Consider the following 24,510-nt stretch of genomic DNA (forward strand, 5'->3'; position numbering starts at 1 on the left):
AAGAGAAGGTCAAGAATTCGTTAGTGACCCAAAGCATCGGAATAGTTGCCCAGGCAGACGGAGTTCGATGTACACATGACACAAACGACGAACGAACAGCCCACCGGCAGAGCGGCCAAGGGCACCTCCGGCGCCCTCGTCCCGGTCCTCGCCTTCGCGGGCATCGTTGTCGCGGTAATGCAGACCCTGCTCGTCCCGGTCATCAAGGACCTGCCGCAGCTGCTGAGCACCGCGCCCAGCAACGCCACCTGGGTCCTGACCTCCACCCTGCTCGCGGGCGCCGTGGCCACCCCGATCATGGGCCGCCTCGGCGACCTCTACGGCAAGCGGCGCATGCTGATAGCCAGCCTGTCCGTGATGGTGGTCGGCGCGCTGATCAGCGCGCTCACCAGCACCCTGCTCCCCATGATCGTCGGCCGTACCCTCCAGGGCTTCGCGATGGGCGCGATCCCGCTCGGCATCGGCCTGATGCGCGACATGCTGCCCCGCGAGCGACTCGGCTCGGCGATGGCTCTGATGAGCTCCTCGATCGGCGTCGGCGGCGGCCTCGCACTGCCCGCCGCGGCCCTGGTCGCCCAGCACGCCAACTGGCACGCCCTCTTCTACGGAGCCGCCGGCCTCGGCGTCCTCTCCATCGCCCTCACCCTCCTCGTCGTACCGGAGTCCAAGGTCCGCGCCGAAGGCACCTTCGACGCCCCGGGCGCGCTCGGCCTCTCCGTCGGCCTGGTCCTCTTCCTCCTGCCGATCACCAAGGGCAGCGACTGGGGCTGGACGTCGCCCTCGACGCTCGGCATGTTCGCCGGCTCGGCGATCGTCCTCCTCCTCTGGGGCGTCTACGAGCTGCGCGCGAAGGCCCCGCTGGTCGATCTGCGCACCACGGCCCGCCCCGCCGTCCTCTTCACCAACCTCGCCTCGATCATGGTCGGCGTCAGCTTCTACGTCGTCTCCCTGGTCCTCCCCCAGCTGCTCCAGCTCCCGAAGGAGACCGGCTACGGCCTCGGCCAGTCGATGGTCGTCGCGGGCCTGCTCGTCGCCCCGCTCGGCCTGACGATGATGGTCACCGCCCCCGTCTACGCCCGGCTCTCCGCCAAGTACGGCCCCAAGACCACCCTGATCCTCGGCATGCTGATCATCGCGATCGGCTACGGCGCCGGCCTCGGCCTGATGAGCGCCGCCTGGCAGAGCCTCGTCATCGCGGTGATCCTCGGCGCCGGCATCGGCCTCGCCTACTCCTCCCTCCCCGCCCTGATCGTCGGCGCGGTCCCCGCCTCGGAGACGGGCGCGGCGAACGGCCTCAACACCCTGATGCGGTCCATCGGTACGTCGGTCTCCAGCGCCGTCATCGGCATGGTGCTGGCCAACACCGCGAACAACGTCAGCGGCGTCGCGATCCCGACCATGCACGGCTTCCGCGTCTCCTTCCTGATCGCGACCGCCGCGGTCGCGGCGGGCCTCCTGCTGGCCCTCTTCCTTCCGAAGCAGCGCCCGGCCGCCGCCCACACGCAGCTGCGCGCCAGCAGCGAGGAGGACGCCAACCTGGCGCGCGCCGAGGAGGCACTGCGCGGCTTCCGGGGCCGGGTCCTCGACGCCGCCGGCACCCCGGTCGCCCGCGCCAAGGTCACCCTGATCGACCGCCGGGGCCGCCAGGCCGGCGCGACCCTCTCCGCCGACGACGGCAGCTACGCCCTCGCCGTCCCCACCCAGGGCGCCTACGTACTGGCCGCCCGAGCCGACGGCCACGCCCCGCTCGCCTCGTCCGCCACGCACGCCGGCGACGACAGCGCGGTGGACGTGGACCTGGCGCTGCCGGGGGAGACGGTCACCGCCTGACCCCCCGCCGCCCCCACACCCCCCGTCGTCCACATGACGGGGGGTGTGGTGCACGATGGGCACCCATACGGCCGTACGCAGCGCGAATCACGTACGACACGTATGGCACGTACGTCACGTACGACGGATAGACAGCCGCACAACCGGAAGGACCCCCATGGCCCCGGCCCCCAAGCCCGAGATCCTGGCCGCGTTCGAGGCGGCGAAGGGATTCATGCCCACGGGCGAGGGGCTCGCGCTCTACGCGGCGGCGGTCGAGGCCGGGCGCCTCGGCCTGCCTCTCCTGGAGGTCGGCACGTACTGCGGCCGCTCCACGATCCTGCTGGCCGACGCCGCCCGCGAGGCCGGTGTGACGGCTCTCACGGTCGACCACCACCGCGGCAGCGAGGAGCAGCAGCCGGGCTGGGAGTACCACGACCCGGAGACGGTCGACCCCGAGCTCGGCCTGATGGACACCCTGCCGACGTTCCGCCGCACGCTGCGCCGGGCGGGCCTGGAGGACCACGTGATCGCCCTGGTCGGCCGGTCACCACAGGTGGCCAAGGTCTGGGGCACCCCCCTCGCCCTGGTCTTCATCGACGGCGGCCACACCGACGAGCACGCGAGCGCCGACTACGAGGGCTGGGCTCCGCACGTCGCCGAGGGCGGTCTGCTGGTCATCCACGACGTGTTCCCGGACCCCAAGGACGAGTTCACGGGCCAGGCCCCGTACCGCGTCTACCTCCGGGCACTGGAGTCCGGCGCGTTCACGGAGGTGTCCGTGACGGACTCGATGCGGGTGCTGAAGCGAACGGGCACAGGAATCTGAACTCCGGCGCGGCTCGACCGTGGCCTTCCCGCGCCGGCCGCGGTCGGCCCGTATGGTGGCAGGCGTGTCGTACGTAGGTCCGGACCTCGATCCTCCCCAGCCCCGCCGCAGCCGCCGCCGAACCCTGACCGTCGCGGTCGCCGCGCTGGTGCCCGGGGCCCTGCTCGGCTGGGTGATGTACGAGGCGGTGGGCGGCGACGGCAGCGCCGGCAACGCCGCCGTACGGCCGTCAGGAGCACCGGCGAATTCAGCGCCGACGATCTCCGCCACGAACGACGACAAGCCGCCGGGCCCCACACCGACGACGGACTCCACCTCCGCGCCGGCCGCCTCCGGCCCCCTCAAGGGCAAGGTCGTCGTCATCGACCCGGGCCACAACCCGAACAACTTCCAGCACACGGCCGAAATCAACCGCAAGGTGAACATCGGCACGAACTGGAAGGAGTGCGACACGACGGGTACGTCGACGAACGACGGCTACTCCGAGGCCGAGTTCACGCTCGACGTCGCCCACCGCATGCGCACGCTCCTGGAGGAGCAGGGCGCCACGGTCAAGTTCACGCAGGACGGCGACCGTTCCTGGGGCCCCTGCGTCGACGAGCGGGCCGAGATCGGCAACAAGGCGCACGCCGACGCCGTCGTCTCCCTCCACGCCGACGGCGCGGACGCCGGCCAACGCGGCTTCCACGTCATCCTCCCCGCCGAGGTGAACGAGGGCGCCGCGCACACCGCCCCCATCGTCACCCCCTCCCGCGACCTCGGCGAGCGCATCGCGGGTTCCTTCGTCCGCGTCACGGGCAGCGCCCCCTCCAACTACATCGGCGACGGCACCGGCCTGGTCACGCGTAAGGACCTCGGCGGTCTCAATCTGTCAACGGTTCCCAAGGTGTTCATCGAGTGCGGCAACATGCGCGATAGCAAGGACGCGGCACAGCTCACCAGCGGGGCGTGGCGGGAGAAGGCGGCGCAAGGGATCTCTGAGGGAATCGTGAGTTTCCTGCGGGGGTAGTGGTCCACGGGCTGATCCCGGCGGACAGCCTCGTCGGTCGGACGATAAGGTCGTCCTTACGATGAGGGGCCACCCCCGCGCTTCACACCGGGCCTGACGGCGACATGGTGACAGCGACGCCTCCAGCGATGCCGATGTTGAGACGACTGACGAAGGACCTGAAGTGAATATCCGCTCCCTCACTCGAGGCGACGGCGTGGTGATCGGAGCAGCGGTATTGCTGTTCATCGCGTCGTTCCTGAACTCCTATTCCGTTGAAGGGTTCAGTATTGAATCCAACGCGTGGGACACCCTTGCCATGGGCCTCGGCATCTACATGGGTGGTGTCATCGGCGGCGCCCTCATCGTCGTCAACCGCTCCCTGCCGCAGCCGCGCAAGGTGCTCGGCCTGGACCTCGGTACGGTCGGCGCGGCGTTCACCGTCCTCACTGCGTGGAGCATGTTCTGGGCGCTGGTGGACGTCCCTGATCGCGCCAGTGCCGCCGCAGGTCTGATCCTCGGCTTCATCGCAGCCCTCCTGCTGGCGGGCGGCGCCATCGCCACCCCCCTCGTCCCCGCCCTCCAGGCCGCTCTCCTCCCGGCCCCCCGCCCCGCCGCTCCCCAGCCGTACGGCGGGCAGCCGCAGGGTGGTTACGGTTACCCGGGGGCTCAGCAGCCGCAGCCGGGGCAGCAGCCCTACGGTGGGCAGCCGCAGCCGGGGCAGCCGTTCGGGGGTGGGCAGCCGCAGGCTCCCGCGCCGGCGCCTGGTGGGGACTTCTCGCCGTTCTGGTTCGCCGTGCCCGTGCCGCGGCCGCTGTTCGGGGAGGACGGTTCGCCGACGCCGATCGCCGAACTGGCGCCGGGCACCTGGTACTTGGCCGTCGAGCAGCGTGGCGGCACCCTGGTCGCGCAGACGCAGGACGGCCGTCGTGGCGTGCTTCAGGACACCTCGGGTATTCAGCGCGGCTGAGCCACACGACAAGCCGTACGACGGCCCCTCACCCTTCCCGGTGAGGGGCCGTTGTCGTACAGTCGCCCTCCGAGCGAAGTATCTGACGCACCGTCAGCAGGAGGCAGGCGTATGCGGCTCGGGCTCGCACTCGGTTACTGGGGGCGCGGCCCCTCCCCGGACCATGTACCGCTCGCCCAGGAGGCCGAGCGGCTCGGCTACGACTCCGTGTGGACCGCCGAGTCCTGGGGTTCCGACGCCTTCACCGCGCTCACCTGGATCGCCGCGCACACGTCGAGGATCAAGCTCGGTACGGCCGTTGCGCAGATGGCCGCCCGCTCCCCCACGACCACCGCCATGCATGCCCTCACGCTCGATCATCTCTCCGGTGGGCGCATGATGCTCGGGCTGGGGTTGTCGGGGCCGCAGGTGGTGGAGGGGTGGTACGGGCGGCCGTTCCCGAAGTCGCCGCTCACCGCGACGAGGGAGTACGTCGATGTCGTACGCCAAGTGCTGCGGCGCGAGGCGCCGGTGGCGCTGGACGGGCGCTTCCACTCCCACCCGTACAGCGGGCCGGACGGCACGGGGGTCGGAAAGGCGCTGAAGCCGATCACCCATCCCCTGCGGCCGGACCTTCCCGTTCTGCTGGGCGCCGAGGGGCCCAAGAACGTCGCTCAGACCATCCGGATCGCCGACGGCTGGCTGCCGTTGTACTGGTCGCCGAGCCGGCCCGACGTGTACGGGGCGGCGGTGAGCGAGTTGCCCGCGGGGTTCCTCGTCGCGCCCCTGGCCCGCGTCCAGGTCTGTGACGACGTCGCCGAAGGGCTTCTCCCCGTCAAGGCCATGCTCGGTTTCTACATCGGCGGCATGGGCCACGCGGCCCGCAACTTCCACGCCGATCTCATGGCGCGCATGGGGTACGAGGAGGAGGCGCGGCGGATTCAGGAGCTCTTTCTCAGCGGCCGTAGGCAGGAGGCCGTGCTCGCCGTCCCGGACGCCTTCGCCGACGAGATCTCACTGGTCGGGCCGCGTGAACGCATCGCCGAGCGACTGGAGTCGTGGCGGAAGGGTCCGGTGACGGATCTGCTGGTGCTCGCGCCCGACCGGCGGACGCTGCGGGTGCTGGCCGAGCTCAACTCCTAGCCGTACGAGAGGAGTTCACTGGAATACCGAGATCGGGTCCAGTGTGAGTTCGCCGGTCGTGCCGTTCCAGGTGCGCACCCGGCCCAGGCAGGTGGCCGGGAACTCCTCGTCCGCCGAGAAGCTGTCGACCCGGAACTCCTCCTCGCGGACCCGGGACGCCTCGCAGGTGATCTTCACCTGGGCGCGTGGTTCGCCGGTGCCGTAGCGGGCGCGCAGGACGACGTCCTCGCCCTCTCTGCGGACCGTGAACAGGCCGGAGACCGAGACGTACGTCCCCCGCGCGGCGGTCAGCGGGGTGCCGCCGGCTTCCGTGCCGCGCAGCTCGTCCGCGAGGGCCGCGGTGAGGAAGAGGTGTCCGGTCGCGAGGTCGGCGTCCACCACCATGTCCCGGTTCCGCAGCCCGACCGTGATCAGCCGGATCGTCTTCATGGGCGTGTTGGGCTCCCAGTACTCCCTGCGGGTCTGGGTGTTGGTGTCCCGCTCGGCGCGGCCGCCGACGGTGACTCTGCCGAACAGTCCGAAGCCGGTGGAGACGCTGGTCTCGTGGGAGACGTTCACGTCGGCCTTCGGTATGCCGAGGATGTCCGCCACGCCTTCGACCCGGGTCTCGTGGAGGTAGATGCACATGCCGGAGAACATGCGCCCGTCCCGCACCCGCCGTCTGCGCCGGGCCGCCACCCAGCGCGCCACCGCGTACTGCGCCACGACCGCGACGCAGACCGCCGTCAGGAGCCAGACGGCCATCCACGGCCACCGCATGCTCCACCACTGACTGTCAATGACACCCACGGATCTCCTTGAATGCGTCGGAGAGCGATGACCGGTTCGCGTCCACCATGCGGCCGCCGGTCGCGTCGGCGGACTTCTTGAGGGCTGCCGCGTCGGCCTCCCCGAAGTGCACGGGGTAGGTGGGCACTTCGCGCACTGCGCGCACTTCGGTGCCGAGGCGGTCGTACCGGCGCAGGAACTCCTCGTACGAGATCCCCGCGTTGCTCTCGCCGTCTGTCATCAGCACGATGGCCACGGGCCGTTCGGGCGCTTTGCGCACGGCGTCCGCGGCGATGCGGTATCCGCGGTCGAGGGCCGACCAGACGGCGGTGGAGTCGTCGAAGGAGTCCGCGGCGACGACCTTGCCCAGGGTGCGCAGATCGCCGTCGCCGCGCACGGTCACCGTACGTTCCTGAAGCACGCGGCCGCCGAAGCGTACGACGGTGAGGTGCTCGCCCCGGTAGAAGCGGGCGAATTTGCCGGTGGAGGACGCGTCGGTGCCGCTGAGGCCGGCGAAGGCGGCGCGCAGGTCGGCGATGCGTTCGCCGCGCATGGAGCCGGAGAAGTCGAGCAGGAACACCACCTGGTCGGTGGTGGCGCTCGCGGGATCGCCGTAGTCGTCGACCAGTTGCTCCACGATGGACAGCCGGTCGGGGAAGGACAGGGCGTTGCCCACCGGCTCGCGCAGGGGCTCGGCCGGTGTGACGTCCTGGTTGACCGGGCGGCGCCAGGTGCGCTGCATCAGCTCTCGCTGTACGTCGTCCCGCAGCAGCCAGTCGACGACCTTGCGGTACGCGGTCCGCTCGCCGGGGTCGAGCAGGAGGAGCGGGAAGTCGGACAGCACCATGCCGTCCTCGGGGTGGACGATCTCCAGGGGCGCGCGCAGCTTGTTCGTGGCGTTCAGCGAGAGCAGCTCGGACTCGTGGGCGATCAGGGCGTTGGCCTCGCCCTGATGGCCCGTGTAGGAGGCGATGAGCTCGCGTGAGCTGGCGCCGGTGAGGGTCTGTCCGGAGCGGAAGCCGCGCAACCGGTCGCAGGAGACGTCCTGTTCGCGCAGTGCGCTGCCGGTGCCGGCGGCCGCGGTGGCGACGCCGACGAGGGCGGCGCGTCCGGTGTCGCTGCTGCGCGGATCGGCCATCCCGAACCGTACGGTGCCGGCGGCCGCGGCATCCGCGATGTCCGCCCACGACAGCCGTCCGTCCGGCGCCCCGGCCCGCAGGGTGCCGGCGGCCTCGGGGGTGAGGCCGACCACGACGGGCGAGCGCATGATCGGCGTCGATTCGGGCCGTGCCGTCCGCCGGTCCTGGTCCTGGAGCCGCAGCAGGAAGGAGCGGTCGGAGGCCGGCCAGGCCAGGTCGTACGACGGGCTCCGGGCGCCGGACAGGTCGGCCGTCGCCCGGTAGTCCATGTCCAGCCGGACGCCGGTGTCGTCCTTCAGCTCGCCCAGCAGGGGCTCCAGGTCGGCGAGTTCCGGGCTGGCGAGGACCCGCAGGGTGACGTCGTCGTCCCCTTGGGTGCAGGAGGTGAGGGCGGCGAGCAGGGTCAGCGTCAGACAGGCGGTGAGGGTGCGGGCATAGCGCTTCATGGGGCGTCCAGCACGGGCGGCGGGCAGGAGCCCACGGAGTTGATGATCTCCTGGAGGACGTCCAGGTCGGGCTCGTACACCTTGGTCTCGTCGCGGTTGGGCCTCGGTACCTGGATGCCGCGGGTGCCCAGGTACTCGTTGAGCTGGTCGCTGGTGCCGTCCTCGCCGGAGAAGCGGACGCGGAAGCCCAACTCGATGGCGCGTCGGCGCAGTTCGGGGTCGTCCTCGATGACCCGGACCAGCCGGTCGCCCTTGTCGCTGAGGGAGATGAGCTGTGGCTCGGTGAGGGCGTAGGGGGTGGGGTAGAGCAGGACGCGGTCGGTGTCCTGCTTGCCGTACTTCTGCTCGTACTCGATCTGGTGGGCCAGGTACTGGTGCTCGTAGATCAGGGAGATGGGGGCGATGCTCTCGCCAAGGTCGGAGAGGTAGCTGTCGGCCTGTTCGTCGGCCCACATGCCCTGGAGGTCGATCAGGGGTTTGATCTTCGCGGCGACCGTCTCGGCCTCCTGCATCGCCTTGCCCTCGTCGCCGGCGCCGGCGCCGGGTGTGCTGTCGCCGTTCGCCACGAAGGCGAGGATGCTCAGATAGGTGCCCGCGGAGTTGGACTCGCAGACGCTGGAGGTGCGGACCAGGACCCGGCCGCTGTTGCTGCGTCCGCCGGCCTGGTCGAAGCCGATGCCGTTCCAGGTGTCGGCGCGTTCGTCGGTGCCGTCCTTGTCCTGGTCGCCGACGGTCTTCCGCGCTCCGGTCGTGCCGTCGAGCAGGCCCATGAACTTGCGCATGTCCAGGTCGTAGTAGAGCGTCCGGCCGCCGTCGGCCGTGGGCTGCGCGGTGGCCACGCCCACCTTCTCCAGGGTCTCGGCGTAGGCCCGGAACGTGCCGAGCACCAGCGGGGTCACGAAGGGGCGGACCGAACGGACCGAGTGGTCCTGCCGGTTGAGGATCAGCTTGGCCGCGGGCTGGCCGGACGGGAAGACCGCGTCCATGCCTTTCAGGGACTGGGTGGCGATGCCGCGGGAGCCGAGCCGGTGGATGTCCACGCGCAGACCGTGCTTCAGCAGCAGCCGCTGTACCTCGGGGTCTTTGAAGTAGTCGGACTTGGAGGCCATCCTGGCCTCGATCGTGGTGATGCGGTCGAACGGGCGCAGCGCGTTGCCCGTGACCAGCAGGGCGATCAGGCCCGCCAGCGCGAGCGGAAGAGCGATCAGGACGTGGATCGGTAAGCGGGTTCGGGGGCGGTCCCTGGCGCGGGTGCGCAGTCGTGGTTCCTGCGCGGTGCGCGGTCTGTCGGCTTCGGATGTGGCGTGCGGTCTGTCTGCTTCGGACACCGGCTCTCCTGCCCTCTCCGGGAGAGGATCGTCGGTGATCATCATTACCGGCGAACGACCTTGCGGGGAACCCGAGTTGAACGTAGCGACCCGGTCCGACATCGCGTCGGCGGGTTTGAGTCACGCCGTCAGGGCTACCCGCAGGGCATGTCCCCTCGATATCGCAACGGTGCCAATCAGGCCGGCACGGTCATAGCGATCGTCGCCGATGTCATGGCCCTCATTCTGGGCCTGTGGATCCTGATGTACCTGCTGGACGCCAATCGCGCGAACGATTTCGTCCAGTTCGTCCATGACGCGGCCCGCTGGCTGGCGGGCTGGTCGCACGACCTGTTCACCTTCGACGAGGAGTGGGCGAGGGTCGTGGCGGGGTACGGCCTGGCCGCGGTGGTCTACCTGTTCGTGGGCCACGCGGTAGCCAACCGGGTCCACCGCCACTGACACGTCCCCTACACCGCTGAGGCGCAGCAGTCCGGGTCCAGCCCCAGCGGCAACCGGTCTCCACCGAACACCGCACAGGTCGCCTCGTGCCCACCCAGTGCCGCGACGGCCAGCAGCAAGGACCCGGCCGTCCAGGTCGTGAGTTCCCGCGGCCAGACGGCGTCGTCATCGAAGACGAACCCCGTCCAGTACAACCCGCTCTCGGCGTCCCGCAGATGCTGGATGGACTGGAGGATCCCGAGTGCTCGGTCCGACTCGCCCATCGCCCACAGCGCGAGGGCGAGTTCGGCCGATTCTCCACCCGTCACCCAGGGGTTCGGCACGACACACCGCACCCCGAGCCCGGGTACGACGAACCGGTCCCAGCCTTCCTCCATCCGGGCCTTGGCCTCGGCACCGGTCAACGCCCCGCCCAGCACCGGGTAGTACCAGTCCATCGAGTACCGGTCCTTGTCCAGGAACCGCTCGGGGTGCCGGCGGATCGCGTGCCGCAGTGCTCCGGCCGCCAACTCCCAGTCGGGCTGCGGCTCTTCCCGCTGCTCGGCGATGGCGAGCGCACAGCGCAGCGCGTGGTGGATCGAGGACGAGCCGGTCAGCAGCGCGTCCTTGGTCGCCGTGCCGTCGTCGTCCCGCCGCCAGCCGACCTGTCCGCCCGGCTGCTGGAGCTTCAGGACGAACTCGATCGCCGCGTAGACGGACGGCCACATCCGGTCCAGGAAGGTGTCGTCGCCGGTGGAGAGGTAGTGGTGCCAGACGCCCACGGCTATGTAGGCGACGAAGTTGGTCTCGCGGCCGGAGTCGGTGACGTCGTCGAACGCCCCGTCGGCGTAGGCCGCGTACCAGGAGCCGTCCTCGTTCTGATGTGTCGTCAGCCAGGTGTACGCCCGCTCCGCGGCCGCGTGCTCACCGGCCGCGTCCAGCGCCATGGCCGCCTCGACGTGGTCCCACGGGTCGAGGTGGTGGCCACGGAACCACGGGATCGCCCCGTCCTCCCGCTGTTCGGCGAGAATGCCGGCCACGGTCGCGGCGGCCTGCTCGGCGGTGAGGACCCCGGGCAGGACGAGGTGTTCTGTCCGGGGGGTGGTCACTTGGCGGCCGCCTCGGTTCCGGAGATGTGGGGCAGGTGGGGCTTGGTCGCGTACGCCACGAAGCTCTTGCCGATCAGCGGGTTCAGCGCCTGTTCGGCGACCCGGGTGGCCAGCGGTTTCTTCATGATGTCCCAGACCAGCAGCTTGTGGTACGCCCGCACCGGCAGCGCCTTGTCGTTGTCGACGCCGAACGCGCACTTCAGCCACCAGTACGGGGAGTGCAGGGCGTGCGCGTGGTGGGTGCCGTACGGCTTGAGGCCGGCGCCGCGCATCTTCGCGAGCAGTTCGTCCGCCCTGTAGATGCGGATGTGGCCGCCCTCGACCTCGTGGTAGGCGTCGGACAGCGCCCAGCAGACCTTCTCGGGGCCGTAGCGCGGGACGGTGACGGCGATACGGCCGCCGGGCTTGAGCACCCGCACCATCTCGGCGAGGACGCCCTTGTCGTCCGGGATGTGCTCCATGACCTCGGAGATGATCACGACGTCGAAGGACTCGTCGGGGAAGGGAAGGGCGAGCGCGTCGCCCTCCATGGCCGTCGCGGTCGCGCCCTCGGGGGCCTCTCCGGCCTCCTTCATCGCCGCGAACCACTTGGCGACCTCGCGGATCTCCTCACCGTTCTGGTCCAGCGCGACGACCTGGGCACCGCGCCGGTAACACTCGAACGCGTGCCGGCCGGCACCGCAGCCGAGGTCCAGGACACGGTCGCCCGGCGCCAGCGGGAACCGGGAGAAGTCGACGGTCAGCACGTAGGCCTGCTTTCGCGGTCGGAGCGGTCGGAGCGGTTGGCGGGGCGGGGGTCGACGGGGGTGTGCGCGGCGGTCACTGGGCGGCCTCGGCCACGCGGGCGGGCTCGCCCTTCACGCGGGCTTCGCCGTTCACGCGGGCGGACTCGCCGGGCCGGCCGGACTCCGGCTGCCTTGCCGGTGCGGTCTCCGAGGCATCCGAGGCCGCGGAGTGGGCGGGGACCGGGGCCGCGGCGCGGTGAACGCCCGTCGCGGAACGGCCTGGTGCCCCGCTCGCGTCGGAGAGGGCGATGGCCTCGCGGTACCGGGCCACCGTGCCCTCCGCGGCGCGCGCCCAGGTGAAACGCTCCAGCACCCGCTCACGTCCGGCGGAGCCGAGCCGTACCCGCAGCTCCGGATCGCCCAGCAGTCGGCTCAGCCCGGCGGCCAGCGCCCCCGCGTCGCCCGGCGGCACCGCCAGACATGTCTCGCCGTCCCGCCCGGCGACCTCCGGAATCGCCCCGCCGGTCGTGGCGAGAAGCGGCGTCCCGGTGGCCATGGCCTCGGCGGCCGGCAGGGAGAAGCCCTCGTACAGCGACGGCACGCACGCGACCTGCGCCGAGCGGACCAGGTCGACGAGCTCCGCGTCGGAGATGCCCTTGACGAACTCGACCGCGCCTTCGAGGCCGTAACGTTCCATCGCCTGCGCGACCGGCCCCTCCTCGGGCCGCTTGCCGACGACGACGAGATGGGCGTCGGGGTGCTCGGTGCGGACCTTGGCGAGCGCCTCGACGAGGAAGACCAGGCCCTTGAGGGGGACATCGGCGCTGGAGGTCGTGACGATCCGGCCCGGGACCTGCCGTACGGAGGGATCGGGCGAGAACAGGTCGGTGTCCGCGCCGATGTGCACGACGTGGATACGGTCCTGCCGTACGCCGAGATGGTCGACGATCTCCTGACGCGACGTACCGGAGACGGTGAGCAGGGACGGCAGACGGCGCGCCACGCGCTTCTGCATGCGTGTGAAGGCGTACCAGCGCCGCACCGACATCCGGCGCCGCCACCCGTCCGCCGCGTCCAGCTCCAACTGGCGGTCCACGGTGATGGGGTGGTGGATGGTGGTGACGAGGGGTGCGCCGACGTCGCCCAACAGCCCGTATCCCAGCGTCTGGTTGTCGTGCACGACGTCGAAATCGCCGCGCCGGGCGCGCAGCAGGCGGCGGGCACGCAGCGAGAAGGTCAGCGGCTCGGGGAACCCGCCGGTCCACATGGTCCCCACTTCGAGCGCGTCGACCCAGTCGCGGTACTCGCCGCGCCCCGGGGTACGGAAGGGGTCGGGCTGGCGGTAGAGGTCGAGGCTGGGGAGCTCGGTGAGGGTCAGGCGCTCCGCGTAATCGGCGCCCTCGTCGAGAACGGGGTAGGGCTGGGAGCCGATGACCTCGACCCGGTGGCCGAGGCGGGCCAGTTCGCGGGAGAGGTGCCGTACGTAGACACCCTGTCCGCCGCAGAACGGGTTCCCTTTATAGGTGAGAAGCGCGATGTCGAGCGGTCGCTCGCCGTCGGCGGCAAGGTCCTTGGGGGACCCGGCCTCCCTGGCCCCAGCGGTCACTCCGGACCCCCTTCTCCCTGCACTGTCCCGCGAGATTACGCCGGGACGCTAATCTAGAACAAGTTACAGACTTGATCGTTCAAGAGGCTCTGAATCTACCGGCAGGTAGCGCCGCTGTGAGCGATGGATCAGGTGATTCACGCCACGGCCGACACCCTGGCATGCTCTGTCCGGTCACTCACCCTCACCGACTGTCACGGACGGGATCCATGCCTGCGGAAGTCAGTAGCGCGAACCCCTCCTCACCGCCTCTCACCGAGCGGCAGGAGGCCCGCCGCCGACGCATCCTGCACGCCAGCGCGCAGCTCGCCAGCCGGGGCGGCTTCGACGCCGTACAGATGCGCGAGGTCGCGGAGTCCTCGCAGGTGGCGCTCGGCACGCTGTACCGCTACTTCCCGTCCAAGGTGCATCTGCTGGTCGCCACGATGCAGGACCAGCTGGAGCACATGCACGGCACGCTGCGGAAGAAGCCGCCGCAGGGGGAGACGGCGGCGCAGCGGGTCGCGGAGACCCTGATGCGGGCCTTCCGTGCCCTGCAGCGCGAGCCGCACCTGGCCGACGCGATGGTCCGCGCCCTGACCTTCGCCGACCGCAGCGTCTCTCCCGAGGTCGACCAGGTCTCCCGCCAGACCACGGTGATCATCCTGGACGCGATGGGCCTGGAGAACCCGACGCCCGAGCAGCTCTCCGCCGTCCGCGTCATCGAGCACACCTGGCACTCGGCCCTGATCACCTGGCTGTCGGGCCGTGCCTCGATCGCCCAGGTGAAGATCGACATCGAGACGGTCTGCCGCCTGATCGACCTGACGAACCCGGAAGGGCACGGGCCGGAAGGGCACAAGTAGGACCTACGAGACGGGTTCCCTTCGCCGGCATGGTCCGGATCAGGTGTTTGGGGGTCGCCTTCCGGTCGTACGCCGCGTACGGCCATCCGGCCTCTCAGCCCGACCGTCGACGTCGGCCCCAGCGGAAGCCGTCTCCTACTCATGCCTCTCGCCAAAGTCGGCTACTCCGGTCGGACTCCCTCACTCGCCTCGTAGGCCAACTTCCAGAATAGAACGAATGCCCGGAAATGAACCCTCCGAAGGGATAATTTCTGGCGCAATCTCTGGCGCAATCTCTGGCCCGGTTTCTGGCCCGAGTTCTGGCGCCACTCCCCGGCGTCGGCCGTCCGGCCGGGCTACTCCTCGGGCGGGAACACCGGCTCCCCACTCCCCAGCAGCGTGATCACGATCGCCTCCACGGGACAGCTCTCGGCCGCCGCGAGGATCTGCTCGTTCGCGTCGGTCTCCGGGTCGGCCGGATGGGACTGGCGGCCGGTGTCGAGGCGGAATCCGTCGGGGGCGTGGTGGACGCACTGGGCCGAGCCGATGCACACCGACCGGTCGACCTCGACGTGCCAGCGGTCACCCATCCCCTACGCCTCCCAGCCGGCCGGGAGGTGGATCATCTTGTGCTCCAGATACTCGCCGAACCCCTCGGGCCCGAACTCCCGCCCCAGACCGGAGTTCTTGTAGCCGCCGAACGGGCCCAGCATGTCCAGGCTGAAGGTGTTCACCGAGTAGGTGCCGGTACGGACCTGCCGCGCGACCTCGATGCCCCGCGCGGTGTCGGCCGTCCAGACGCTGCCGCTGAGGCCGTAGTCGGAGTCGTTCGCGATCTTCACGGCCTCGGACTCGTCGCCGTAGGGAAGGAGACAGATCACCGGCCCGAAGATCTCCTCGCGCGCGATCCGCATGGAGTTGTCGACGTCTCCGAAGAGGGTCGGCTCGACGTACCAGCCCTTCTCCTGCCCCGCCGGACGCCCGCCACCGGTCAGGATCTTCGCGCCCTCCTCCTGCCCGATCCGGATGTAGTCGAGGTTCCTGCGCTGCTGCCGCTGCGCCACCAGCGGGCCGACCTGGGTCGCCGGGTCCAGCGGGTCGCCGACCACCAGGGCGCCGGCCGCCGCGGCGAAGGCCTCGGCGAACTCGTCGTAGCGCGAGCGCGGGAGCAGGATGCGCGTCTGGGCCACGCAGGCCTGGCCGTTGTTCATCCAGGCCGCCGGCACGACCCCGTCGACGGTCGCCTCGACGTCCGCGTCCGGCAGGACGACGGCCGCCGACTTGCCGCCCAATTCCAGCGTCACACGGGTGAGATTGCGGGCGGCGACCTCCATGACGCGTTTGCCGGCCGCCACCGACCCGGTGAAGGAGACCTTGTCGATCGACGGGTGCCCGACGAGATACTCGCTCACCTCGCGGTCCGCGGGAAGGATGGACAGCACGCCCTCCGGCAGCCCGGCGTCCTTCGCGATCTCGGCGAGGAGATAGGCGTCCAGCGGCGACTCGGGCGAGGGCTTGAGGATCACCGTGCAGCCGGTGAGCAGCGCGGGCGCGAGCTTGGCGGCGGCGACGAACTGCGGGACGTTCCAGGGGACGACGGCCGCCACGACCCCGACCGGCTCGCGCCGCACCAGGATCTTGCCGAGGACGCCGTCGCGCGTCTCCTCGTACGTGAAGTTCCGCGCGACCGTGATCGCCGCGTCCCACACCATCATCGCGCCGAGGGCCTGCGCGAGGACGCTCCAGGAGTACGGGGAGCCGTTCTCGGAGGAGATCACGCGGGCGATCTCCTCGTGCCGTACGGCGATCGAGTCCTTGACGCGCGAGACGACCTCGATCCGCTCCTCGAGGCTCATCCGCGGCCAGGGCCCCTCGTCGAACGCCTTCCGCGCCACCGCGACCGCCCGGTCGACATCGGCCGGCGAGGCGTGCGGCACACGTCCGATCACCTCTTCGGTGTGCGGCGAGATCACCTCGATGACGTCCTTGCCCAGGGGATCGGTCAACTCCCCGCCGATGAACAGCTGTCCGTGTTCCACGAGCTCGGTCATGGCCGACTGCCTCCCCGGAGCGTGACTCTGACGATGTATCGACGATGCGACTCTGACGATCCATCAGATCTACCGCACTGATACCAGTTCCGTCCGGAGTAGTCCACGGACCGCACGTAGATGACTCGGGCTCCCATCGGAACCTGTTCTAGTTATAGTGGCCCGGTCGGCCGGAACGTGTCGCGGCGATTGGGGAGCCCATGGCGCAGATCTACGACCACGGCGGCGGAGTGAAGTCCATCCAGGTGCCCATCCCCGACAACCCCCTCGGCCACACGCTGGTGTACGTCGTCGACACCGACCGGGGCCCGGTGCTCGTCGACACCGGCTGGGACGACCCGACCTCCTGGAACACCCTCGCCGAGGGCCTCGCGGCCTGCGGCACCGCACCGGCCGAGATCCACGGCGTGGTGATCACCCACCACCACCCCGACCACCACGGCCTGTCGGGCAGGGTGCGCGAGGCCTCCGGCGCCTGGATCGCGATGCACGCGGCGGACGCGGCGATCGTACGGCGCACCCGCACGACCCGCCCCGACCGCTGGTTCTCCTACATGGCGGCCAAACTCACGGCGGCCGGCGCCCCCGAGCCCCATGTGGCCCCCCTGCGCACGGCCCGCCGCCCCGGCACCCTGCCCGGCTTCACCCCGGCCGCCCCCGACCGCGACATAGTCCCCGGCGAACTCCTCGACCTCCCCGGCCGCCGCCTGCGCGCGATCTGGACGCCGGGCCACACACCGGGCCACGTCTGCCTCCACCTGGAGGAGGACCACCCGTCCCAACTCCCGGGCCACGGACGCCTGTTCTCCGGCGACCACCTCCTCCCCGAGATCACCCCCCACATCGGCCTGTACGAGGACCCCGACGACACCACCGTCACCGACCCCCTCGGCGACTACCTGGCCTCCCTCGAACGCGTCGCCCGCCTCGCCCCCGCCGAGGTCCTCCCGGCCCACCAGCACACATTCACCGACGCCCCGGCCCGCGTCCGCCAGCTGCTCACCCACCACGAGTCCCGCCTCACCGACCTCCTCACCCTCCTCGCCACCCCCCTCACCCCCTGGCAACTCGCCGAACACATGGAGTGGAACCGCCCCTGGGACCAGATCCCGTACAGCTCCAGGAACATCGCGATAGCCGAGGCGGAGGCGCATCTGCGGCGACTGGTGAAGTCGGGGAGGGCGGAGGCGGTGGCGGGGGGTGAGCCGGTGGCTTATGTGGCGGTGTGAGACGGAGGGTTCGGCGGCAGCCTGCCCGCAAGGCCGCTGACCGGAGACCTCGGCGCTGCCACACCTCGTTCAGCTTGATCGCCCATCCTCTGCTGGGTGTGCGCTTCTCGTCGTGCGCCCCCCTTCCACCTCAGCGAATACCGGCTGCCCCAACTGCCGGTACTGGAATTGCCCGGCTTCTCCCTATAGCTCATTCGGTGGACTTGGCTGTGGAATGGGTCAAGGAACGCCGTACGGCTGGAGGGGGCAGCGCAGGTGACCGAATCCCGATTAGCCCGCCACCCGACTGACAGCCAGGATCTGTACTTCTTCCACAGCTACGCGCAGCTGCCCGGCCTCGCCCCCGGCCTGCGCGCGCCGGGCGAACGGCAGGAGGAGTTTCACAATCTGCTGTGCCAGTTCGTCCTGCAATTGACCACCCACGACGGGACGACTCCGATCGGCTTCCTCGACAAGCGCATGCCCCTGGGCGGCGCGTTGGAGAAGCATCTGAAGGAGGCACTGGCGACCTGTCGGGTCTTCCTGCCGGTGTATTCGCCGCGCTACTTCGCCAGCCACTGGTGCGGGATCGAGTTCGACGGCTTCATTCGACGGCAGGCCGAGCATCACCGCTCCGAGCGGTACACAGTCAGCGCGATCGTCCCGGTGCTGTGGACATCTCCCGGCCGGATTCTGCTGCCCGAGGTCGTCCAGCCCTTCCAGTACCACAGCCTCGACCTCGGAGATGACTACCGGAGCATGGGGCTGCTGGGCCTGATGGAGGCGGGGAAGTGGCGCGACTACCGGCGGACCGTGTGGCGGATCGCCGAGCGGATCGTCGACGTCGCCGCTGCGTCCCGGCTCAAATCCTGCGACGTCAAGCTGTTCGACGATCTGCGCAACGTGTTCGCGCCAGGTACTCAGGGGGGCTCATGACGGACTCGGCTCCGGTCTTCTTCCTCAGCTACGCCCGCACGCCAGGAGCTCAAGGGTCCGACGCCGACCGGCCCGTCTTCTCCTTCTTCAATGAGCTGAGCGAGCAGGTGGCCCGACTGACCGACGTGGCTGCGGTGAATGCGGGTTATGTGGACCACCCGGACACGCCGTCCTACAGCTGGCTCTCGGCGTTGGCGGCCTGCCGTGTCTTCGTCCCTCTGTACGCTCCCCGGTACTTCACCGACCCGCTCTGCGGCCGCCAATGGTCCGCTTTCAAGCGACGCATCGGCCCGGACTACGGCCGGGCCATGGTCCCCGTCCTGTGGATCCCGGCCAGCCAGGGCACCACACTCCCGATGGCCGCCCTGGATATCCCTGCCCATCTGCCGCGCGAGGACGGGGACGGGGATCAGTACGCACAGGACCGCTACGCCGAGTCCGGTCTCTACCAGCTCATGGAAATGGAGGAGGACGACCAGCGCGTCTACCGCGAGGCCCTGGGGCGACTGGCCCAGCGCATCGCGCGGTCGTGGGCGGACTCGCCGGCGCGGCCGGTCAGCATCGAGAAGCTGACCGATCGGCGAGGTCTGGAGGACGCGTTCGCACCCCAACCGTCAAAGCCGACCCTGCGGATCACGGTTCTCGCGCCGACCATCAGCCGGCTCCCGCCTGGGCGTGAGGCCGCTTCCTACGGAGCGGACACCGAGTCCTGGCGCCCCTACCGCACGGCACCTGGAACGCTCACCCAGCAGGCTTTCGCCCTCGCCCGCAATCTCGGTTTCGAGCCGGAGCTGGTTACCTTCGAAAAGGCCTGCGAGGGCAACGCCCACGACTGCTCCGCGCAAGAACCCGTCCGGCCCATCGCCCCGTCGGTGCTCGTGGTCGACGCGTGGGTACTGGGCGATCTCAGGATCGCGGAGGAGGTGCGGCACATCTTCCAGGCCAACCGGCCCTGGCTGGCGGTGCTGGCAGTGCTGGCCGAGGACGACCCACAGACCCTGCGCGACGAGGTACGGCTGCGGTCGCTGCTGGAGAAGACGTTGTCCCGGCACCGGCATCGGCGCGGGGTGTCCCACACTGCTCGCGGTACCGCCGCACGAGGCATCCGGACGGCCGATGCTTTCGCCTGGCTCTTCGCGGAGTTGGTGAAGAGTTGCTATTTGCGGTACCTCGATTCCATCCAGGATGTTGCCGCGCGCCCGTCTTCGGCGCGGAGTCACGGGGTTCGGAGGCCAACCAGTGACTGACCAGCCCAATGGGAAGATCGTCACCTTCTACTCGTACAAGGGCGGCATCGGCCGCACCATGTCCCTCGCCAACACGGCATGGATCCTGGCGTCGGCGGGAAAGCGGGTACTGGTCGTCGACTGGGACCTGGACGCGCCCGGCCTCGACCGCTTTCTGCATCCCTTCCTGGACCGCGACCGGTTACGGACCGCGCAAGGCATCATCGACCTCTTCCTGCACTTCAACCAGACCGTGCTGGAGCAGCGCCGGCAGCCGGAGAGCCATACACAGGACGAGTGGGAGACCGCCGAAGCGACTTGGGTGGCCACACAGGCCCGCTTCAACCACTGCGTGATCCCGATCGACTGGGAGTTTCCCGGCGGCGGCCGGCTCGACTATGTGTCGCCCGGGACGCAGAACAAGGAGTACCTGTCGGCGTACTCGCAGTTCGACTGGCTGCACTTCCTCGACCACACCTGGCACGGACCGGTCTTCGTCGAGGCCCTCAAGCACGAACTCACCCAGAACTACGACTACGTCCTGATCGACAGCCGCACCGGCCTGAGCGATGTCTCCGACGTGTGCACCGTGCTGCTGCCGGACGTCTTGGTCGTGGCCTTCACTCCCAGCAGCCAGGGAATGGACGGCGCACAGGCCGTGGCCCAGAAGATCGACAGTCTCTACGGCCATCGGGGAATCCGCATCATTCCGGTCCCCATGCGCGTGGAGGACGCGAACGGCGAGGCCGACCGGCTGGAGGCGGCGCGGGAGCAGATGCGGGCGAAGTTCGCCGACATCGTGCGCCGCCACTGCGCTCTGGACGCCCAGGAGTACTGGGGCAAGGTCGAGATCCCCTACCGGCCCTTCTACGCCTACGAAGAACTGCTGGCCCCCTTCCGGGATGCCCCCGGCAGCCCCACCTCACTGCTCGCCGCGTGCGAGCGGCTCACGGATGTCATCTCCGAGGGAGAGGTCACCACGCTGCCCCGTTTGGACGACACCGAGCGCAAGCGGGTCCTCGCCCTCTACAAGCGGCCCAGACCGCTGGAGAACACCAACGTCCACGTCAGCTTCGTGTCCGAAGATCGTACTTGGGCCGACTGGATCGAGTTCACCCTCAAGTCCGTGGGCTTTCAAGTACATCTGCTGCCCAACGGCACAACCGCGGCGCCAGCACGCACCGTCGACACGCATACGGTCGAGTCACCCACCCGGACCATCGCGGTCCTGTCCCACTCTTACCGGAAGTCCCAGGAGACGCGCCCGGTGTGGGAGGCGGCCGACACCGTCGATGATCTGGGCAACCGGCGCAGCCTGGTCACCGTCCGCGTGGACGACGTACGACTGAGCCCGCCGTTCTCCGAGCGGACCGCCGCGGATCTGGCTCGTTGTGGCGCCGATGAGGAGGCTGCCAGGCAAGCGCTGCTGAATGCCGTTGAGGCCCCGACGCAGCCGCTGTTCACCCCGGCTGCAGCAAGCGATGGCGGTCCTCGCTTCCCCGGAGCCGAGCCCGCGGTGCTGTCGGTACCGATCCGCAACCCGTCCTTCACCGGACGCGAGAAACTACTGGAGTTTCTGCGCGAGAGGCTGCGGGCCGGCAACGGCACGGTGCTGATGCGCGGCATGGGTGGGGTGGGCAAGACGATGCTGGCCCTGGAGTTCGCTCACCGCTTCAAGGGCGACTACGACGTCGTATGGCACATCCAGGCCGATCAGCGCAACCTCGCGGTGGAGCAATACGCGGGGCTGGCAAGCCACTTGAAGGTCGCCGAGCGCAAGAACCCGACGACGACGGCGGCCGGCGTCAAGGATGCTCTGCGTCTGGGCCGCCCCTACAGCCGCTGGTTGCTCATCCTCGACAACGTCGAGCACGTGAACGATCTGTCCGACCTGCTGGTCAGCAGCAAGGCCGGCCACGTCCTGATCACCGGCCAGCGCTCCGAGGGCTGGGAGCGGTACGCGGAGATCGTCGATGTCGGTGTGTTCGAGCGCGCGGAGAGCGTGGCCCACCTCAAGCGCAGGCTCACCGAGTGCAGCACCGAGGAGGCCGACGAGGTGGCTTCCGCTCTCGGTGATCTGCCTCTGGCCGTCGAACACGCGGCCGCCGTGCTCAAGGAAAGCGGCCTGCAGACCCATGAATACGTCAGGCTCCTCCAGCACCAGCCCGCCGCCGACACTGTCGGCCTGAGCCCCGATGACCGGCTGCTCGACGTCTCCAAGACCTGGAGCGTGGCCATCAGGCAGCTCAACAGGAACTTTCCGCCGGCGGTGCATCTGCTCAAACTGGCGGCCTGGTTCAGTCCTGAACCCATCTCCCTGGATCTTCTGCAGAGCACGCAGATCGCACAGTCGCTGGCCAGTCAGGGCAGCCCGGCCAACAGGGAGTTCCACCCGCGCGCCTTCGACAGTACGGAGATGATCGCGCGGGCGCTCCAAGAGCTGAGTCGGCTCTCGCTCGCCGCGTTGGACCGCAAGTCGCGCAGCCTCCGCGTGCACCGTCTGGTACAGATGTCGGTGCGCCTGAACATGACGGAGGAGGAGCAGGAAGCCACCCGGGACGTCGTGTTCCGCACCCTGGTGGCCGCCCGTCCCGAACAGGACGACCCCGAGGACCACCACACCTGGGTGCGCTACCGCATCATCTGGCCGCACCTGGGCACCCCGTGGGCCCTCACGGCACCCGACTACGGCATCCGCAAGCTGATCGTGGACCGGGTGCGCCAGTTGCGCCGTCGCGGCGAGCTGAAGCAGGCGTATGAACTGGGCACGCGAGTTCATCAGGGCTGGCTCGAACACAGCGGGCCCGACGAACGCTGGGTGCTGCACATGGGATTCCAGATCGCCAACATCCTTCGCGCCCAAGGCCGGTACCAGGAGGCCCTGGACCTGGACGAGGACGTGTTGCGCCGCCAGGAAGCGGCTCTGGACAGCCCGCACGACCTCCACATCCTCATGACGTCCGGCGGTGTGGCAGCCGACCTGCGTGGCCTGGGCCGCTACAGCGAAGCACTGGAACGCGACCGGCTCAACCACGAGCAGTTTCTCGAGCTGTTCGGCGAGGACCATCCTCGCAGCCTCACTGCGGCCAACAATCTCGCTGTATGCCTGCGGGGCTTGGGGCAGTACACGGACGCCCTGCGGCTGGACCGCAAGACGCTGGAAACCCTGAACAAGATCCTGGGCACGGAACACCCCTACACCCGGGAAACGACGATCAGCTACGCCCGCGACCTGCTCGACTGCGGCGACTACGCCGGATCCGAACTCCTGTTGCGGCGCACCTACGATCACTGCCTGGCGAACAAAGAGTTCGGCCCTTCCTCTCCGATCACCATCCACGCGGGCACGGCGCTGGCGGGCGCCCTGCGCCAGCTCGGCCGGGCGCAGGAAGCGGAGGCGTTGACGCGGGCGGTGCTGTCCAAACTGCCCGCCGAGGAGCTCTCGGCCTCCCCCAACCGACTGATGCTCGACCTGGGACTTGCCGGGGCTCTGGGCGCGCAGGGCCGTACCGAGGAAGCATGCGACCTGGCCCGCCAGGTCCTGGACGACTGCCGTCGGCTCTTCCACGACAAGCACCCCTACACGGTGGCCTGTTACGCAAACCTGGCCGTGCTTCTCCATGCGGCCGATGAGACGGCCTCCTCCCTGGCCCACGCCGAGCAGGCGGCAAGGGCCTTCGCGGAGATCTTCGACGACGACCACCCGTTCACCCTGATGTGCCGGGTGAACCTGGCCAATGCCAAGGCCGCACTGGGGCAGCGGCAGCAAGCCCGCGCCACGTACGAGGAGGTACTGGACCGGCTCCGCGATGTCCTCAACGACGACCAGCACCCCGCCCCATTGGTCTGCGCGGCCAACCTCGCCGTGGTCCTGAACGAACTGGGAGAGACCGAGGCCGCCGAACGGCTGCGCGAGCACGTGCTGGGCGCGCTCACCGCCCGGCTCGGGGCCGACCATCCCCGCCCTCTGGCCCTGCGCGAGTGGTGCCGCTCTGGCTGGGAGTTCGACCCCTACCCCATCCTTGGCCAGCAGTGATCCGCACTCCCGCGAGCACGGCCGAGTCTGTTGAGACCCCCTACACCACGGCCTCGTAACGTTCGCGGGCACGGTCACGAAGCCAGGCGAGTGTCACCGGTACGGCGGGCAACGCGGCGAAGTGCGCCGCCCCGGGCTTCAGTACGGGTGTGGCCGAAGGTATGCGGTCGGCCAGCCACCGGAAGTGGCCGACGGGCGAGAAAGTGTCGTGCTCGCCATGCCATAGCAGCAGAGGAACATTCACGATTCTGCCTGGCTCAAAGCCCCAGTCCCGCCTGAACGACAGCACGTCGTCGAGCCATCCGAAGGAGGAACGCACAACGCTGTTCTGGTAGTTGGCGAGGAGCAGACCTCGGATCCCGCCATGTGCCACCACTGCCCGGTCGGCCGCGGGCAGCGCCGGAGCCAGCCAGCTCAGAAGCGACTCAGGGTTGTCTCTAATGGCATCCGCGTTACCGGCCAGTCTGGTCTTGAGTCGCTGCAGGAACCCCGCGGAATCGTGGTGGATGGCCTCGGAAGCGGCCCGGTAGGCGTCGACGTTGGAGTGTGCCATGCCGTCGAACCAATCAAGCCCGTCGGCATCGGGCGGGGCGATGCTCACCAGGGCGGCTGCGCTCGCCACCCGGTCCGGGAGCAGCGCCGCGCAGGCCAATGCGTGCGGTGCGCCTCCGGAACGGCCGATCACGGAGAAACGCGCCATCTTCAGGTGATCGGCGATGGCCTCCACGTCTGCGGCGGCGTGCTCGACCTTGCGTCCCTCGAATCGCTCGGATTCCCCGTATCCCGGTCGGTCGTAGGAGATGAGACGAATCCCCAGCCGGTACAGATCGATGGCCCGTGGACGCGGCCCGACCCTGCTACCCGGAGTGCCATGCAGCAAGAACACCGGATGTCCTTTGGGGTCCCCCGACGTCTCGAAGGCGAGCAGTCTCCGGCCGTCACCACTCTTGACGATTGAGAACACCAGGCG

20 protein-coding genes are annotated in these 24,510 nt (G+C 69.5%); 11 read left to right on the forward strand and 9 right to left on the reverse strand.

The features are described from left to right. The first annotated feature begins 75 nt into the window (after positions 1-75). The 5 genes from ACFQ6S_RS17230 to ACFQ6S_RS17250 all read left to right on the forward strand — a co-directional run bounded on the left by ACFQ6S_RS17230 (position 76) and on the right by ACFQ6S_RS17250 (position 5,718). Complete coding sequence (locus ACFQ6S_RS17230; RefSeq protein WP_383409661.1) at positions 76-1,830, forward strand: MFS transporter; 1,755 nt, start codon at positions 76-78, stop codon at positions 1,828-1,830. Positions 1,831-1,987: 157 nt separating this feature from the next. After that, the gene (locus tag ACFQ6S_RS17235; protein ID WP_383409664.1) at positions 1,988-2,638 is read left to right on the forward strand and encodes a class I SAM-dependent methyltransferase; all 651 of its coding nucleotides are present in this window, start codon (positions 1,988-1,990) and stop codon (positions 2,636-2,638) included. A 64-nt stretch (positions 2,639-2,702) separates the two neighbouring features. Beyond that, positions 2,703-3,647 carry an N-acetylmuramoyl-L-alanine amidase gene (locus ACFQ6S_RS17240; RefSeq protein ID WP_383409667.1) on the forward strand — a complete coding sequence of 315 codons (945 nt, stop codon included), beginning with the start codon at positions 2,703-2,705 and terminating at the stop codon, positions 3,645-3,647. A gap of 163 nt (positions 3,648-3,810) precedes the next feature. Beyond that, positions 3,811-4,596: a hypothetical protein gene (locus tag ACFQ6S_RS17245; protein WP_383409670.1), complete on the forward strand. Its 786-nt coding sequence runs from the start codon at positions 3,811-3,813 to the stop codon at positions 4,594-4,596. Positions 4,597-4,707: 111 nt separating this feature from the next. Then, positions 4,708-5,718, forward strand: coding sequence for an LLM class F420-dependent oxidoreductase (locus ACFQ6S_RS17250; RefSeq protein WP_383409672.1), 1,011 nt, complete (start codon positions 4,708-4,710; stop codon positions 5,716-5,718). A gap of 15 nt (positions 5,719-5,733) precedes the next feature. Here ACFQ6S_RS17250 and ACFQ6S_RS17255 read toward each other — a convergent pair whose 3' ends face one another. From ACFQ6S_RS17255 to ACFQ6S_RS17265, 3 genes are read right to left on the reverse strand one after another with little or no spacing between them, the layout of a single operon-like run. Continuing rightward, on the reverse strand, positions 5,734-6,462 hold the full coding sequence (locus ACFQ6S_RS17255) for a hypothetical protein (RefSeq protein ID WP_383409675.1): 729 nt from the start codon (positions 6,460-6,462) through the stop codon (positions 5,734-5,736). A 31-nt stretch (positions 6,463-6,493) separates the two neighbouring features. Continuing rightward, positions 6,494-8,071, reverse strand: coding sequence for a substrate-binding domain-containing protein (locus tag ACFQ6S_RS17260; RefSeq protein ID WP_383409678.1), 1,578 nt, complete (start codon positions 8,069-8,071; stop codon positions 6,494-6,496). Further along, positions 8,068-9,399 (reverse strand): hypothetical protein, encoded by a 1,332-nt coding sequence (locus ACFQ6S_RS17265; protein ID WP_383409681.1) that lies wholly within the window; start codon positions 9,397-9,399, stop codon positions 8,068-8,070. The genes ACFQ6S_RS17260 and ACFQ6S_RS17265 overlap by 4 nt, the downstream gene beginning before the upstream one ends. Before the next feature lie 147 nt (positions 9,400-9,546). Here ACFQ6S_RS17265 and ACFQ6S_RS17270 point away from each other — a divergent pair, with 147 nt between their 5' ends. Further along, the gene (locus tag ACFQ6S_RS17270; RefSeq protein WP_383409685.1) at positions 9,547-9,840 is read left to right on the forward strand and encodes a hypothetical protein; all 294 of its coding nucleotides are present in this window, start codon (positions 9,547-9,549) and stop codon (positions 9,838-9,840) included. Positions 9,841-9,848: 8 nt separating this feature from the next. On the opposite strand, the gene ACFQ6S_RS17275 is transcribed toward ACFQ6S_RS17270, so the two are convergent. From ACFQ6S_RS17275 to ACFQ6S_RS17285, 3 genes are all read right to left on the reverse strand, one after another. Continuing rightward, a complete protein-coding gene (locus ACFQ6S_RS17275; protein WP_383409688.1) occupies positions 9,849-10,928 on the reverse strand; it encodes a prenyltransferase in 1,080 nt (359 codons plus the stop codon). Beyond that, complete coding sequence (locus ACFQ6S_RS17280; RefSeq protein WP_383409692.1) at positions 10,925-11,674, reverse strand: methyltransferase domain-containing protein; 750 nt, start codon at positions 11,672-11,674, stop codon at positions 10,925-10,927. Before ACFQ6S_RS17280 ends, ACFQ6S_RS17275 begins: the two co-directional genes overlap by 4 nt. A gap of 73 nt (positions 11,675-11,747) precedes the next feature. After that, positions 11,748-13,259, reverse strand: a complete 1,512-nt coding sequence (locus ACFQ6S_RS17285; RefSeq protein ID WP_383409695.1) for a glycosyltransferase family 4 protein — start codon at positions 13,257-13,259, stop codon at positions 11,748-11,750. Positions 13,260-13,468: 209 nt separating this feature from the next. Here ACFQ6S_RS17285 and ACFQ6S_RS17290 point away from each other — a divergent pair, with 209 nt between their 5' ends. Further along, the gene (locus ACFQ6S_RS17290) at positions 13,469-14,104 is read left to right on the forward strand and encodes a TetR family transcriptional regulator (protein ID WP_383409698.1); all 636 of its coding nucleotides are present in this window, start codon (positions 13,469-13,471) and stop codon (positions 14,102-14,104) included. A gap of 335 nt (positions 14,105-14,439) precedes the next feature. Here the strand turns inward: ACFQ6S_RS17290 and ACFQ6S_RS17295 are convergent, their stop codons facing one another. Then, positions 14,440-14,673: a ferredoxin gene (locus ACFQ6S_RS17295; RefSeq protein WP_093745839.1), complete on the reverse strand. Its 234-nt coding sequence runs from the start codon at positions 14,671-14,673 to the stop codon at positions 14,440-14,442. A gap of 3 nt (positions 14,674-14,676) precedes the next feature. After that, entirely contained in the window at positions 14,677-16,134 is a 1,458-nt protein-coding gene (locus ACFQ6S_RS17300) for an aldehyde dehydrogenase (protein ID WP_383409702.1), read from the reverse strand. A gap of 200 nt (positions 16,135-16,334) precedes the next feature. On the opposite strand from ACFQ6S_RS17300, the gene ACFQ6S_RS17305 reads away from it, so the two are divergent. From ACFQ6S_RS17305 to fxsT, 4 genes are all read left to right on the forward strand, one after another. Then, positions 16,335-17,363: an MBL fold metallo-hydrolase gene (locus ACFQ6S_RS17305; RefSeq protein WP_383409705.1), complete on the forward strand. Its 1,029-nt coding sequence runs from the start codon at positions 16,335-16,337 to the stop codon at positions 17,361-17,363. A 255-nt stretch (positions 17,364-17,618) separates the two neighbouring features. Beyond that, on the forward strand, positions 17,619-18,278 hold the full coding sequence (locus tag ACFQ6S_RS17310; protein ID WP_383409708.1) for a TIR-like protein FxsC: 660 nt from the start codon (positions 17,619-17,621) through the stop codon (positions 18,276-18,278). Continuing rightward, positions 18,275-19,525 (forward strand): TIR-like protein FxsC, encoded by a 1,251-nt coding sequence (locus tag ACFQ6S_RS17315; RefSeq protein ID WP_383409711.1) that lies wholly within the window; start codon positions 18,275-18,277, stop codon positions 19,523-19,525. The genes ACFQ6S_RS17310 and ACFQ6S_RS17315 overlap by 4 nt, the downstream gene beginning before the upstream one ends. Next, positions 19,518-23,540, forward strand: coding sequence for an FxSxx-COOH system tetratricopeptide repeat protein (fxsT, locus tag ACFQ6S_RS17320; protein WP_383409714.1), 4,023 nt, complete (start codon positions 19,518-19,520; stop codon positions 23,538-23,540). The genes ACFQ6S_RS17315 and fxsT overlap by 8 nt, the downstream gene beginning before the upstream one ends. A 40-nt stretch (positions 23,541-23,580) precedes the next feature. Here fxsT and ACFQ6S_RS17325 read toward each other — a convergent pair whose 3' ends face one another. After that, entirely contained in the window at positions 23,581-24,504 is a 924-nt protein-coding gene (locus tag ACFQ6S_RS17325; protein ID WP_383409717.1) for an alpha/beta hydrolase, read from the reverse strand. Positions 24,505-24,510: the final 6 nt, after the last annotated feature.

Source organism: Streptomyces sp. NPDC056479 (assembly GCF_042795335.1).
In the GTDB taxonomy this organism is placed as follows: domain Bacteria; phylum Actinomycetota; class Actinomycetes; order Streptomycetales; family Streptomycetaceae; genus Streptomyces.